This is a genomic window from Kitasatospora sp. NPDC057223 (genome assembly GCF_042669755.1).
Taxonomy (GTDB): Bacteria; Actinomycetota; Actinomycetes; order Streptomycetales; family Streptomycetaceae; genus Kitasatospora.
This window is the reverse complement of sequence record NZ_JBHUWW010000069.1, coordinates 32,037-45,477: the sequence shown is the minus strand read 5'-3', so window position 1 is coordinate 45,477 and position 13,441 is coordinate 32,037. Positions and strand designations below refer to the sequence as shown.

General features: G+C 71.5%; 10 protein-coding genes. 8 read left to right on the top strand and 2 right to left on the bottom strand.

The annotated features are described in order from the left end of the window. Window positions 1-158: 158 nt before the first annotated feature. Window positions 159-590 (top strand): hypothetical protein, encoded by a 432-nt coding sequence (locus ACFUK0_RS23495; RefSeq protein WP_380253279.1) that lies wholly within the window; start codon window positions 159-161, stop codon window positions 588-590. A gap of 206 nt (window positions 591-796) precedes the next feature. On the opposite strand, the gene ACFUK0_RS23490 is transcribed toward ACFUK0_RS23495, so the two are convergent. After that, window positions 797-2,437: a glycosyl hydrolase family 8 gene (locus ACFUK0_RS23490; protein WP_380253277.1), complete on the bottom strand. Its 1,641-nt coding sequence runs from the start codon at window positions 2,435-2,437 to the stop codon at window positions 797-799. Between the two features lie 651 nt (window positions 2,438-3,088). Between ACFUK0_RS23490 and ACFUK0_RS23485 the strand changes: the two genes are divergently transcribed. After that, on the top strand, window positions 3,089-5,452 hold the full coding sequence (locus ACFUK0_RS23485; protein ID WP_380253275.1) for a cellulose binding domain-containing protein: 2,364 nt from the start codon (window positions 3,089-3,091) through the stop codon (window positions 5,450-5,452). A 43-nt stretch (window positions 5,453-5,495) separates the two neighbouring features. After that, window positions 5,496-7,022: a cellulose binding domain-containing protein gene (locus ACFUK0_RS23480; protein ID WP_380253273.1), complete on the top strand. Its 1,527-nt coding sequence runs from the start codon at window positions 5,496-5,498 to the stop codon at window positions 7,020-7,022. A gap of 54 nt (window positions 7,023-7,076) precedes the next feature. On the opposite strand, the gene ACFUK0_RS23475 is transcribed toward ACFUK0_RS23480, so the two are convergent. Further along, complete coding sequence (locus tag ACFUK0_RS23475; protein ID WP_380253271.1) at window positions 7,077-7,856, bottom strand: IclR family transcriptional regulator; 780 nt, start codon at window positions 7,854-7,856, stop codon at window positions 7,077-7,079. A 135-nt stretch (window positions 7,857-7,991) separates the two neighbouring features. Between ACFUK0_RS23475 and ACFUK0_RS23470 the strand changes: the two genes are divergently transcribed. From ACFUK0_RS23470 to ACFUK0_RS23450, 5 genes are read left to right on the top strand one after another with little or no spacing between them, the layout of a single operon-like run. Then, a complete protein-coding gene (locus ACFUK0_RS23470) occupies window positions 7,992-9,326 on the top strand; it encodes an extracellular solute-binding protein (protein ID WP_380253269.1) in 1,335 nt (444 codons plus the stop codon). After that, on the top strand, window positions 9,326-10,306 hold the full coding sequence (locus tag ACFUK0_RS23465) for a carbohydrate ABC transporter permease (RefSeq protein WP_380253267.1): 981 nt from the start codon (window positions 9,326-9,328) through the stop codon (window positions 10,304-10,306). Before ACFUK0_RS23470 ends, ACFUK0_RS23465 begins: the two co-directional genes overlap by 1 nt. Further along, window positions 10,303-11,178: a carbohydrate ABC transporter permease gene (locus ACFUK0_RS23460; protein WP_380253265.1), complete on the top strand. Its 876-nt coding sequence runs from the start codon at window positions 10,303-10,305 to the stop codon at window positions 11,176-11,178. The genes ACFUK0_RS23465 and ACFUK0_RS23460 overlap by 4 nt, the downstream gene beginning before the upstream one ends. A 51-nt stretch (window positions 11,179-11,229) precedes the next feature. Then, on the top strand, window positions 11,230-12,153 hold the full coding sequence (locus ACFUK0_RS23455; protein WP_380253263.1) for a 5-dehydro-4-deoxyglucarate dehydratase: 924 nt from the start codon (window positions 11,230-11,232) through the stop codon (window positions 12,151-12,153). After that, a complete protein-coding gene (locus ACFUK0_RS23450) occupies window positions 12,153-13,418 on the top strand; it encodes a glucarate dehydratase family protein (protein WP_380253261.1) in 1,266 nt (421 codons plus the stop codon). The genes ACFUK0_RS23455 and ACFUK0_RS23450 overlap by 1 nt, the downstream gene beginning before the upstream one ends. The last annotated feature ends 23 nt before the right edge of the window (window positions 13,419-13,441 follow it).

Below are 13,441 nucleotides of genomic sequence, written 5' to 3'. Positions count from 1 at the left end.
GTGGACAACCCCGCCGCCGCCGTCGGGCCGCCTCACCCGATCGGGCGACCGTCGGGCGAGTTCCTCGCCCACAGTGCGGTTCCACGGCAAGGATCGTCCGTGTGCGCTCCGGTCGGAGCGGCACACCGACGACTTCCCCTCCCCAGGAGAGAACTGTCATGGCACCGATCCCCAACGGCCCCTACGCAATCACCCGGCGCAACGAGCAGCACCTGACGCTCCACGACGCGAAGGCCCCTGCGGTCGTCCTGCCGCCGACCGGGCAGCCCGGCGAGCAGGAGTGGCACGTCGAGGGCCTCTCCAACGGCAACGTCACCATCAAGAACCTGCGGCACGAGACGTACCTCAGCTTCGACGGCGTCCCCGAGATCAACAAGATGCTCCGCGGCTCCTCCCAGGCCACCGAGTGGCAGCTCCGGCAGTCTGCCGAGCCGCACACCTTCCATGTGGTGGTCCCCGGCGGGCCGGTCGACGGCCTCGAACTGGCGGTGGACCTCAGCCTGCTGAGGATCTTCCCCCCGATGACGGCGTTGCGGCCGCTGGAGCCGGAGAGCTACGAGCAGGCTTGGCGCTTCGAGTTCCACGAGTAGCCCTCCCTGCCGGCCGTCGCCGCCCCGCCGCCCCTGCGGAAGGGGCGACGGCGGCCCTCCCGCCGTTCGCGGCCCGGGCCCTCCTGTCGCGAAAGCCGGCGCCGGCACCGCGCCGGCGTTCGACCCGCATGCGGCCGGGGCCACGCCCGCGGCGCCGGTGGGCCCGAGCATCCTCGGCATGCCGCCGGCGTGGCCCCGGCGTTCCACTACGGGACCCAGTAGTTGCCGGAGGCGACGATCATCGACTGCAGCTGGACGCTGCCGCCGTAGTAGAGCGAGGGGCTGATCGGCGTCGCGGCGAGCTTGGTCCAGAGCGCGTCGAGCCAGGCCTGCGAACCGGGATCGGTCATCGCGGTCACGACGAAGGGCGCCGTGAAGGCCATGTCGCTGCCGCTGTCGAAGGCCGTGCCGTTGAGGTGGTAGCCGGTGACGATGCTGTCGGGGTTGCCGCCGGTCTTCGTCTTGATCCAGGAGTTGATCCTGCGGGCGGAGGCGAGCGAGGCGGCGTCCCCGCTGGTCACGGCGTCGGCACCGATCCGCCACGGGTCGCGGCAGGCGTTCCAGCCGTAGTCCCCGTCGTTGGCGCTCTCCAGCACCTCGCCGGGGGCGGGCTTCGGGGTGGTGTTGGTGTTGACGATGAAGTCCGCCAGCAGGCCGGTGCTCGCCGCGTAGGTGCTCTGCTGCTGCGTGATCAGGTTCTGGTGCGCCGTCCGGATGGTGTCCCAGGCGGCGTCCCCGGTGGCGGACTTGAAGGCGCGGAAGTGGTCGAGCAGGAAGTCCGAGGAACGGGTGATGTTGTACTGCGCGTCACCGGAGCTCGACCAGTCGCCGAGCAGCATCAGGTGGGTGGTGGAGTTGACCTCGCTGGCCTTGATCGCGTTGATGTGCTTGACGGCCAGGTCCTTGTAGTTGTAACTGCCGGTGCTGCCCCACTGCTTGTCAGCGAGGAGCAGGCCGTAGGCGACGTCGAGGTCGCCGTCGGTCGCCGAGTCGGAGCCGTTGACGCTCTTGCAGGAGGTGTCCTGCTCGGCGGCGAGGAGGTTGGCGTTGTTCACCGACTTGTGGGCGAGCATGTACTTCACCATGCCGTCGAAGACGGTCCTGGCGTTCGGATCGGCGCCCGCCATGGTCGCGGTGATCACCATGCCGTAGCCCTGCGCCTCGGCGACGTACGGGTGGTCGGCGTCCGGGGAGATCACCTCGTACCAGCCGTTGCCGCAGTTCTGCTTGACGAAGGCGGCCTTCCACGCGTTGTAGGTGCTGATCACCTTCTGGTCGAGCGTGGACTGCGCTCCCGTCGGCTTCAACGTCCCTGCCGCGTAAGCGAACTGGTGACTGCCGAAGGGGACGGCCGGGCCGCCCGGGGTCGTGGTGGTGCCGAGGTCGGCGTCCAGGAAGTCGATGTTGGCCAGGCCGTTCGCCGTGGTGGAGGTCAGCCGGATCCGGTTGGCACCCGCGGCGAGCTGCACGGTGAGCGTGGACGTGGCCCAGGTGTCCCAGTTGCCGGTGCCGGCGAAGGACCGCGCCGCGGAGACCACGGCGCCGTTGACCGCGACGTCGGCAGGCCGGTTCACGGTGGTGCCGTTGGCGTACCGGATCCCGACGGTCGCGCTGCCGGCGGCCGCCGCGTTCACCGTGAACTCGACGTAACTGCCGACCGCGTTGTCACCGTTGACGAAGCCGGTACCGGAGAAACCGGTGTGGTTGGCCTCCACCACCCCGAGTGAGAGGCCCGCGCTCTCGGCCTCGTAGCGGGTGGCGGCGGCGGACGCGGGTGCCGCGACCACTCCCACCACCAGGCCGGCCGCAGCGAGCAGTGTGCAGCTGATTCTGTGCAGATTTCTCATCGGGAATCCTCATCCCTTGTGCTGGACAACGGTCTTGGCGAGGACGCGGGGCGGCCTCGGGCCGGATGCTCGTGGACCCGATCCCCTGCTCGGAGGGGTCGGCAGGGTCGCTCCCAGGGGCGGGGAGGCTGGGTACCGTACAGAATCGGGGCCCGCGGGGGCATGGTCAATACTTTTGGTTAGGAAAGTTTCCTGACCTAGTCGCCACGCCAGTCGACCCACCCCGAATCCATCGCCGGACGGACACTCCGGCTTCACCGCAGACCTTGACGCATCAAGTAACGCTCTTTAACTTGAGCCGCCTCGCGAGGATGTCGCCGATCGACCCCTCGGGAGGGCGGCCTGACGACATCAGGGCGCGGCGGCTCCGCAGGACAGACCGCACTCGCAGCCCGGCACGTCACCGCGACGGCCGGGCCTTCGGCACGGCCGCCGCCGGGCTGTCGGCGTCCACATATCTGGATCTGGTACTGATACGCGGATTGGTCTTGACCAGTCGTCACATCATCAGCACCATGAGGATCGACTCCCCGGCCCAACTGCCGCGACCCTGATGCCAATTCAGGAGCCGCCGGTCCCCCCTTCCCGGGCCGCCCCTCCGCTCCGGCTGCCCCCTCCCGCTCTGGAGGTACGTTGTCCGCACGATCACTGGTGGCACTCGCGAGTACCACCGCCGTCCTGGTCACATCAGGCGTCATCGCCGTCGGCGCCCACAGCGCCACCCCGGCGGCCGCCGCCGCACAGACCGGCGCCGCACTCACCGCTCTGGACCTGTCCACGGCCAACCGCCGCGCGCCGGTGACCGGGCTCTACGACTGGTCCAAGGCCGGCTACCGCGGCGGCGCCGACCTGCCCGGCGCATCCCGGACCACCCCCGACTCCGCCTGCCGGCTCACCCCTGCGGTCCTGGCCTCCCAGTACGCGGTCAGACCCGACGACGGCGTGGACGACTCGGCCGGCCTGCAGTCCGCGATCGACCGCGTCCGCACCGCCTGCTCCCCCACGGCCGGCTACGACCGGCTCTCGCTGATCACCCTGCCCGCCGGCACCCTGAACATCTCGCGCCAGATCGGCGTGGACGCCGACTACCTCATCCTGCGCGGTGCGGGAAGCGGCGCCGGCGGCACCCGGTTCGTCTTCCGGCCCGACGCGAACACCCGCTACGACGCGCTCACCCCCGACGGCTCGGACTGGGACGAGGACGGGATGACCTCGGGCGCCGGGAAGGGCGGCTGGATCTGGCCCGGGCGCGGGCTGTTCCGGGTCCAGTCGCGCGGGGTGGACCCGAGTTACGCCGCCGACTATGCGGCGGCACCCGCCAACCGGAAGGACCTCTTCGAGGGCACCGTCAACGTGCACTGGAAGGCCGGGGTGAAGCTGCGCGAGAAGACCGGCGACACCGGCTTCGCCGCCCGCACCGGAGACACCGTGGTACCGCTGGCGAGCAGCGGTGCCCTGACCAACCTCAAGGTCGGCGGCCTGGTGAACATCCGCGCCGCCAACTCGCTCAAGTTCTATGCCCAGCAGGACATCCAGCCCGCCGACGGCACCCTGCAGAACATCCACATGCGCCAGCAGATCTTCACCGTCACGGCCGTCGACACCGCCAACCGGACGCTGACGCTGGACAAGCCGCTGGAGTACGACGTCCCGGTCACCTCGGTCTCGGACGGCTCCGCACCGATCGACGGCGCCGTCTACGACTCCAAGGCCGCCCCGATCGTCGACCCGGTGGTGGGCGTCGGCTTCGAGGACTTCGCGCTCACCCAGGAGATCCCCGGCCTCAACGCCGCCGACGCCGTGCACAACTACGGCAACATGTCACCCGCCGACGAGATGCACGGCATCGTCTTCAAGTGGGCGGCGGACTCCTGGGTCAGGGGAATCCGGACGGAGATGACCGGCTCCCACCCGATCGTCACCGAGGAGGCCTACCACCTGCAGATCGTCAACAACCAGCTGGACGGCGCCTGGAACAAGGGCAAGGGCGGCAACGGCTACTTCCGCGGCTCCCGGGTCTGGGACTCGCTCTATGCCGGCAACACCTCGCGGAACCTGCGGCACTTCACCTTCCAGTGGTCGGCCTCCGGCAACGTCGTGATCGGCAACGACTTCGACTCCGACATCAACCTGCACGGCGGCTGGGAACGCAACAACCTGATCGAGCTGAACACGGTGGCCGTGCCGTACGAGCACCGCTCCGCCAACTGCCGCTCCAACTGCGGCGAGGAGGGCGGCGGCGCACCGGACGCCTCGACCTGGTTCCCGATCTGGTGGGCCGCCGGCAAGAAGGCGGTGAAGTGGTCCGGCTCCAGCGGGCCGCGCAACGTCTTCTTCGGCAACAGCATGACCAAGCAGCTCAACGCCGGTGGCAGCTACACCCCTTACTACGCCGACCACCAGCGCATCTACCAGTTCGGCTGGACGGGCACCGCCTGGCACCACCTGGACGCCGCCGGCACCCCGATCAGCGACTGGGCCGGTCGCGAACAGCTCGACTACACGGGCGGCCACGGCGTGGACGCGACCCGGACGGACAGCGCGGCATCGCTGTTCCTGCGGTCCGTCACCGGTGGCGGCGGCACCGCTTCGCCGTCGCCGTCGAACTCCGCCACGGCGTCCCCCTCGCCGTCGTCCTCCCCGTCCGCCTCGCCCTCGCCCTCCGCCTCGCCCTCCCCTTCTCCGTCGCCGTCGAGTTCCCCGTCCGCCACCGCGTCGCCGACCGCCTGCCTGACCGTTCGCACCGTCCAGAGCTCGGTGTGGAGCAGCGGGTACGGCATGAACGTCTTCGTCAAGAACAACTGCGCCGCCCCGTCGACGGCTTGGAACGTGCAGTTCGACCTGCCGGCCGGCACCGCGGTCTCCAGCAGCTGGTCGTCCTCCCGGACGCAGAGCGGGCAGCACTTCACCTTCACGAACGTGAGCTACAACGGCGCGATCGCGTCCGGCCAGGAGCAGAGCTTCGGCTTCAACGCCTCCGGCCCCGGCCTGCCGGCCGACCTCACCGTCCGCTGACCCGGGCGCCCGCCCCCCACACATCCCAGACCTCAGGAGCATCATGCGCAGACCGATCATCGGCGCCCTGGCCGCGACCGCACTGGCGGCCGCCGCGGCGATCGCACCGGCCCTGCCGGCCCACGCGGCGGGCCCGCGCCTCATCGCGCAGATCGTGCAGCAGTCGATGTGGAGCACCGGCTACGGCGCCAACGTGAACCTCAGCAACAGCGGCGACGCGGCCTCGACCGGCTGGACGGTGGAGTTCGACCTGCCGGCCGGCACCACGGTCTCCACCAGCTGGTCGTCGACCCGGACCACGGCCGGTAACCACGTCACGTTCACCAACGCGACCTACAACGGTGCCGTCGCACCCTCGGGGCAGACCAGCTTCGGCTTCAACGCCGCAGGCCTGGGCCTGCCGTACAACTGCACCGTCAACGGCGCCCCCTGCAACGGCTCCGCCACCCCGAGCCCGTCCCAGAGTCCCAGTCCCAGTCCCAGTCCCAGTCCCAGTCCCAGTCCCAGTCCCAGTCCCAGTCCCACTGTCACTCCCACGGCGACACCGACCGCAACACCGACCGCGACCCCCACCGCCACACCGACCGGCACGCCCGGCCCGCTCGTGGACGTCGCGAACTCCGCCCAACTGACCGCCGCACTGGCCGGGGCCGAGGCCGGGCAGACGATCCGGCTGGCCCCCGGCGAGTACCACGGGGCGTTCGCGACCCAGCGGGCGGGCACCGCGAGCCGGCCGATCACTCTGACCGGGCCGCGGACCGCCGTCCTGGTCAACGACGGCCCGGCGGGCGACCCGCCCGACTGCCCGGTGCCGACGGCCGGGTGGGACTCCGGCTACGGCCTGTGGCTGTCCGGCGCACCGTACTGGAACCTGACCGGGTTCACCGTGCGGGACTCCAAGAAGGGCGTGGTGCTGGACGGTTCGCCGCACGTCGTGATCGACGGGCTGTACGTCCACCACACCGAGGAGGAGGGCGTGCACTTCCGGCGCTCCTCCGCCGACGGGGTGATCCGCAACTCCGTTGTCGAGTACACCGGTCTGGTGCAGCCCGGCTACGGCGAGGGCGTGTACCTCGGATCCGCGAACTCCAACTGGGGGTGCCACGGCAACTCCGCCGGGGTCGACCGCTCGGACCGCGTCCTGGTCGAGAACAACCGGATCGGGCCGTACATCGCGGCGGAGCCCATCGACGTCAAGGAGGGCACCACCGGCGGGATCATCCGGGGCAACACCTTCGACGGGCGCGGGATCTCCGGCCAGAACTCCGCCGACTCCTGGGTCGACGTCAAGGGCATCGACTACCTGATCGAGAACAACACCGGCACCTTCGCGGCGCCGGGCACGTTCGCGAACGGGTACGAGACGCACAACCCGGCCACCACCCCGTCGTTCCAGAACGGCTGCGGCAACGTGTGGCGCGGCAACTCCTCGGACCTGGGCGGAGTCGGGGCCTATGCGGTCAAGGTGACCTCGCCGTCGAGCTGCGCGGCGCACCCGAACGTCGTGTACGCCTCCAACACCGTGCGGAACGCGGTGTCGGGCCTGACCAACGTCCCGGTCACCCCGTGACCGCTCCGGCGGGGTGCCCGACGGACGGGCACCCCGCCGGAGTTCAGCAGGACCTCATCTGATGCCGTGCCGGCGCAGGGTGCTGGCGAGGGCGGCGGAGTGCACCACCACCGCCGCCGCCACCCGCTCGATCTCCTCCTCCGTCGCGGCCGCCACCGGCATCGAGCAGCTGAGGGCGTCGGTGGCGGGGATCCGGTAGTGCACGGCGGCCGATACGCAGGCGACGCCCTCCGTGCCCTGCTCGCGTTCGAGTGCCCAGCCACGGTCCCTGGTCCGGGTCAGCTCCTCGTGCAGGTCGGCCCGGTCGGTGACGGTGTGCGCGGTACGGGACTCCAACTCGCCGGGGAGTACCGCGTCCACCTCGGTGGTGGTGAGTTCGGCGAGCAACGCCTGTCCCAGCGCGGTCAGATGGGCGGGCAGGCGGCGGCCGACCCGGGAGACGACCCGGACGGCGTCGCGTGACTCGCGGCTGGCCAGGTAGAGCACGTACGCGTCGTCCCGGCGGGCGAAGTGGACGGTGTAGCCGATCGCGGCGCGCAGGTCCTCCAGGGCCTCGTGCGCGTAGGGCAGGGCCGGGTCGCGGTCGAGGTAGGCCGTCCCGGACAGCAGGGCGTGCGGCCCGACGCCGAAGGAGGAGCCGCTGTCGTCGGCCTCGACCCACTTGAGCTCGCGCAGCGTGCGGACCAGCGCGTGCAGGCTGCTTCTGGGATAACCCAGCTCCTCGTGCAGCTCGGAGAGGGTGAGTTTCTCCGGGGAGGCGGCCAGGGCCTCAAGGATGCGGACGGCGCGCTCCGCCGACTTCACCGTCGCGGCATCCGACTGAGCAGGGGGCATCTTCCACCATCCGAGTAGATGTTCCACGGGCGTTGACGGTCATGGTAGTGGCCGCCGACCGCCCCTTGAAGGGCCACCAGATCCGTGGATGACGTCCACATACCCACATCACACCCATACAGACAGGACCGATCCATGCTGCGCAGGAGCGCCCGCGCCGTCGCCGTCGCACTGGCCGCCACCGTCGTCCTCACCACCGTGGCCGCCTGCGGCTCCGACGGCGGCGCGGCCACCGCCGACGACAAGGCGCCGCTGGAGATCTGGGTGCGCAAGCCCCCCGGCTCCAACACCGAGAAGACCCACCTGGAGCTGGCGGCCGCCTTCACCGCGGCAACCGGTATCCCGGCCCATGTCACCGCCCTCTTCGACGACTTCGAGACCAAGCTGCAGCAGGCCGCGGCGCAGCGGAAGCTGCCCGACCTCATCGTCAACGACACCGCCCAACTCGGCACCCTGGTCAAGCAGGGCCTGGTCCGCAGTGTCGACCGCGCGAGCCTGGCCGGCGGCGACCAGCTGGTGCCGGCCGCCTGGGACGCGGCCCGGGCGGCCGACGGGTCGTACTACGGCGTGCCGTTCTCGGCGCAGACCTTCGGCCTGTTCGTCCGCAAGGACTGGCGCGAGCGGCTCGGTCTCGCCAGGCCCACGAACTGGGCCGAACTCGACGCCCTGGCAACCGCTTTCACCACCGGTGACCCGGACGGCAACGGCAAGGCCGACACCTACGGCTACGTCGTCCCCGGCGCCACCAAGCGCGGCTACCTGGACTGGTACTTCTCCAGCTTCCTGTGGTCGGCCGGCGGCGACTACTTCAGCGGCAGCCCGGGGAGCCTGCGGCCGGCGATCGCCGGCGAGGCCTCGGTCACCGGCGCGCAGTGGCTGAAGGACCAGTTCTGCTCGGCCAGGAGCGTCGTCCCCGGCGCCGTCACGGCGGAGACCACCCAGGCGCACCCGCTGTTCGAGACGGGCAAGGGCGGCATCTACTTCACCGGCCCGTACAACATGGCGCGCTTCGACAAGAGCCTCGGCAAGGAGAAGTACGAGGTGCTGGCCCTCCCGGCGGGGCCGGGCGGGCGGAGCGTGTCGCTGGCCGAGGGCGAGAACGTCTACCTGATGGCGGGCTCGAAGAACCCGGCCGGCCAGCAGAAGTACGCCGAGTACCTGATCAGCCCGCAGGGGCAGCGGACGGGGATGGCCGGTGACACCGACGGCAACGTCGTGCGGCTGCCCGTCAACCGGAACGTCGACCTGGCGGCCGTCCGCTCCGACCCGCGCTGGCAGGTCTTCGACCAGGCGTACCGGGAGGGCGGCCGGTACGTGCCGGCGGTGCCGGAGTGGACGCCGTTCCGCCAGGCGTCGGCCGACGCGCTCAACGCGATGGTGGCCGACTGCGGCTCCGATCCCAGGGCCGTACTGGCGAAGCTGGCATCGACGTTCTCCGCCGAGTTGAAGAAGCAGGGAGCGGGCTCCTGATGGCGGGCTCCCCCGGGCCGGCCACCGCCGTCGGCCCTGCCCGGCGGCCCGACCGTGCGGCGGCGCCGCCTCCGGTGCCGGGCCCGGCCGGGCGGCCGTGGCGCCGGCGGCTCACCGGCGGGCTCACCCCCTGGCTCTTCCTCGCCCCGGCGCTGCTGCTCTTCTCGCTGTTCAAGTTCCTGCCGATGGGGCGGGCGGTCGCGATGAGCCTGCACGAGGTACGCCCCTACCTGGGCGACCGCTGGGTGGGCGCGGACAACTACCGGCAGGTCCTCACGGACGACGCGTTCCTGGCGGCGCTCTGGCACACCGTGCTGCTGGCGGTGGGCCAGACCGGCGGCTCGCTGCTGCTGGGCCTGCTGCTCGCCCTGGTACTGGAGGGCAGCTCCAGGCACCTGTGGATCATCCGGACGGCGGTGTTCCTGCCCACCGTCACCGCGATGGCGGTGGTGGCGGAGGTGTGGCGCATCCTCTACTTCCCGGCGGCGGACGGTACCGTGAACACCGTCCTGGGCTGGCTCGGAGCCGGGCCGTCGCAGTTCCTCAACGGTGAGCACAGCTCGCTGTGGTCGGTGATGGCGGTGGGCGTCTGGCGCGGTGCGCCGTACGACATGATGATCTTCCTGGCCGGGTTGGCCGGGGTCGACCGCACGCTGTACGAGGCGGCGGCCGTCGACGGCGCGAGCACGCTCCGCCGCCTCTGGCACGTCACGCTGCCGGCCCTGCGTCCGGCCTTCACGATCCTGTTCACCCTGGCCGCCATCCGCGGGCTGCGGGTGTTCACCGAGATCTTCCTGCTCACCAACGGCGGCCCGAACGGCTCCACCGAGGTACTGATGACACTGATCTACAAACTCGGCCTGGAGCGCAACGAGTTGGGCATCGCCTCGGCCGGCTCGATGGTGCTGCTGGGCGCCACCGCCGTCCTCACCCTCGCACTGCGGGCCGGGCGCGCCCGCGCCGGAAAGGGGCTCCGATGAGCAGCCGCCGCCAGGCCGGCAGGCCCTCCTCGACGGACACCGCGCTGGGCCTGGGCTCGCGGCGCGGGCCCGTGCCGGTGCTGGCGAGGGCCGTGCTGTACGGCCTGCTGGTCCTGGTCTTCGCCGGCCCGCTGCTGGCCCTGCTGGCCAGCTCGTTCAGCCGGGTCACCGACCCGACCGCGCTCACCCTGTGGCCCTCCCACCCCACGCTGGCCAACTTCCGGGCCGCCTTCGACCGGGACGTGCTGCGCTACCTGGCGAACTCCTTCCTGGTGGTCGGCGGCGGGCTGCTGCTCCAGATCGCGGTGAGCATCTCCGCCGCGTACGCGCTGGCCCGCAAGCGGTTCCCCGGGATGCAGCTGGTCCTCCTGCTGATCCTCAGCACGATGATGCTGCCGGAGGAGGTGCTGGCCATCCCGCTCTCGCTGGTGCTGTCGGACCTCCACCTGATCGGCAGCCTGTTCGGCATGATGCTCCCGGTCGGGGCCTGGGCGTTCTCGATCCTGGTCACCGCCGAGTTCATGAAGGAGATACCCGTCGAGCTGGAGGAGGCCGCCCGCCTCGACGGCGCGGGCGACCTGCGGGTCTTCTGGTCGGTGGTGCTGCCGCTCTGCCGGCCGGCCCTCGGCGTCATCGGCATCTTCGGCTTCACGATGATCTGGGACCAGTACCTGCTCCCGCTGCTCGTCGCCACCGACGCCCGGCAGTTCACCCTCCCGCTCGCACTGCGCACCCTGCGCGCCGACGAACAGGTCGGCATCGGCGTCCTGTTGGCCTCGGCGCTGCTCGCCCTGCTGCCCAGCGTGCTGGCGTTCGTCGCCATGCAGCGGCAGTTCATGCGCGGCCTCACCTCCGGCGCCGTCAAGGGCTGAGCCTGCCGCCCCACCCGCTCGACCGACCGGACTCAACCAAGGGGACCATCCATGCACCTCCAAGGCCTGCTGTCCTTTCCGCTGACACCCTTCACCGAGGACGACACGGTGGATCTGGCGGTCTTCGCCGAACACCTCGAACAGCAGATCGCCGCCGGCCCCGCCGGCCTCTTCGTGGCCTGCGGTACCGGCGAGTTCACCGCGCTCTCCCGCAGCGAGTACCGCGACGTGGTGAGCTGCGCCGTCCGGGTCGCAGGCGGGCGCCTGCCGGTCGTCGCCGGAGCGGGCGGCGGGCCGCGCCTCGCACGGGAGTTCGCCCTGGCGGCGGCCGACTGCGGGGCCGACGGCCTGCTGCTGCTCCCGCCCTACCTGGTCGCCGCACCGCCCGCCGGCTTGGTCGCCCACGTGCGCTACGTCGCGGCGGCGACCCGCCTGCCGGTCACCGTGTACCAGCGCGCCAACGCCGTCCTGGACGAGGCAGCCGTGGTGGCACTGCTCGACATCCCGACCGTCACCGGGGTCAAGGACGGCCGCGGGGACGTGGATTCGATGCTGCGGCTGATCACCGCCGTCCGTACCAGCGGCCACCCGCGCGCGGCCGGCTTCGGGTTCCTCAACGGCCTCCCCACCGCCGAGCTGTCGGTGCAGGCGTACCGGGCGATCGGCGTCGACAGCTACTCCTCGGCCGTGCTCTGCTTCGCCCCCGACATCGCCACCGCCTTCCACCGCGCGGTGCTCGCCGGGGACGGGGCCTCGATCCGGCTGCTGCTGGCGGAGTTCTACCTGCCCTTCGTCGCCCTGCGCGACACGGTGCCCGGCTACGCCGTCGCGCTCGTCAAGGCGGGCGCCCGGCTGTCCGGGCTGAAGGTGGGATCCGTCCGGCCGCCGCTGGTCGACGCCTCCACGCAGGATGTCACCCGGCTCGCCGCGATCCTGGCCCGCGGCCGGGCCGCGCTCGCCACCCTGGAGGCCTGATGCGGATCCGCGAGGTGGTGGTGACCCCGGTCGCCTTCCCCGACCCGCCGCTGCTCAACTCGGCGGGGGTGCACCAGCCGTGGGCCCTGCGGGCGGTCGTCGAGCTGGACTGCGGGGACGGCCTGGTCGGCCTCGGCGAGACCTACGGCGACGCGCCGCACCTGGCGCTGCTGCGGGCGGTCGCCCCGGCCCTCACCGGGCTCGACCCGTTCGACACCAACGGCCTGCTGCGCCGGGTGAGCACCACCTTGGGCGCCGCCGACGCCCCGGACCGGCACGGCCTGACCGGCGGCTCCAGCCCGCAGAAGACCACCCTGCGGGTGCTCAGTCCGTTCGAGGTCGCCTGCCTGGACCTGCAGGGGCAGCTCACCGGGCGCCCGGTGGTGGACCTGCTCGGCGGCAGGGTCCGCGACGAAGTGCCCTACGCCGCGTACCTGTTCTACAAGTGGGCCGCGCACCCCGGCGGGGCGGCGGACGACCAGGAGCCGTACGGGGAGGCACTCGGCCCGGAGGGCCTGGTCGCCCAGGCGAAGCAGCTGACCGACCGGTACGGGTTCCGCTCGCTCAAGCTGAAGGGCGGCGTGCGGCCGCCGGCGGATGAGGTCGCCGCGATCCGCGCCCTGCACGCCGCCTTCCCCGACCATCCGCTCCGGCTCGACCCCAACGCGGCCTGGACGGTGGAGACTTCACAGTGGGTGGCGGCCGAGACCGAGGGCCTGCTGGAGTACCTGGAGGACCCGACACCCGGCATTCCCGGCATGGCGCAGGTCGCCCGCGACGCACCGATGCCGCTCGCCACCAACATGTGCGTGGTCGGCCCGGACGACATTCCCGAGGGCTTCGGCTCCCGCGCCGTCGGCGTCGTCCTCGCCGACCACCACTACTGGGGCGGCCTGCGGCGCAGCGCCGAACTCGCCGCGATCTGCCGCACCTGGGGCGTCGGCGTCTCCATGCACTCCAACAGCCACCTCGGGATCAGCCTCGCCGCCATGACGCACCTCGGCGCCTCGCTGCCCGAACTGACCTACGCCGCCGACACCCACACTCCGTGGCAGTACGGCGTGGACGTCGTGACGGAGCCGCTCCCCCTGGTCGGCGGATCCGTCCGCGTCCCGGACGCACCGGGCCTCGGTGTGCGGCTGGACCGCGACGCGTTGGCCCGGCTGCACGAGAACTACCTGCGCTGCGGCATCCGGGAGCGCGACGACACCGGGTACATGCGGAGCTTCGACCCCTCCTACCGGAGGAGGCGGCCGCGCTGGTGAAACCGGGACGGCCGGCGCCGCCG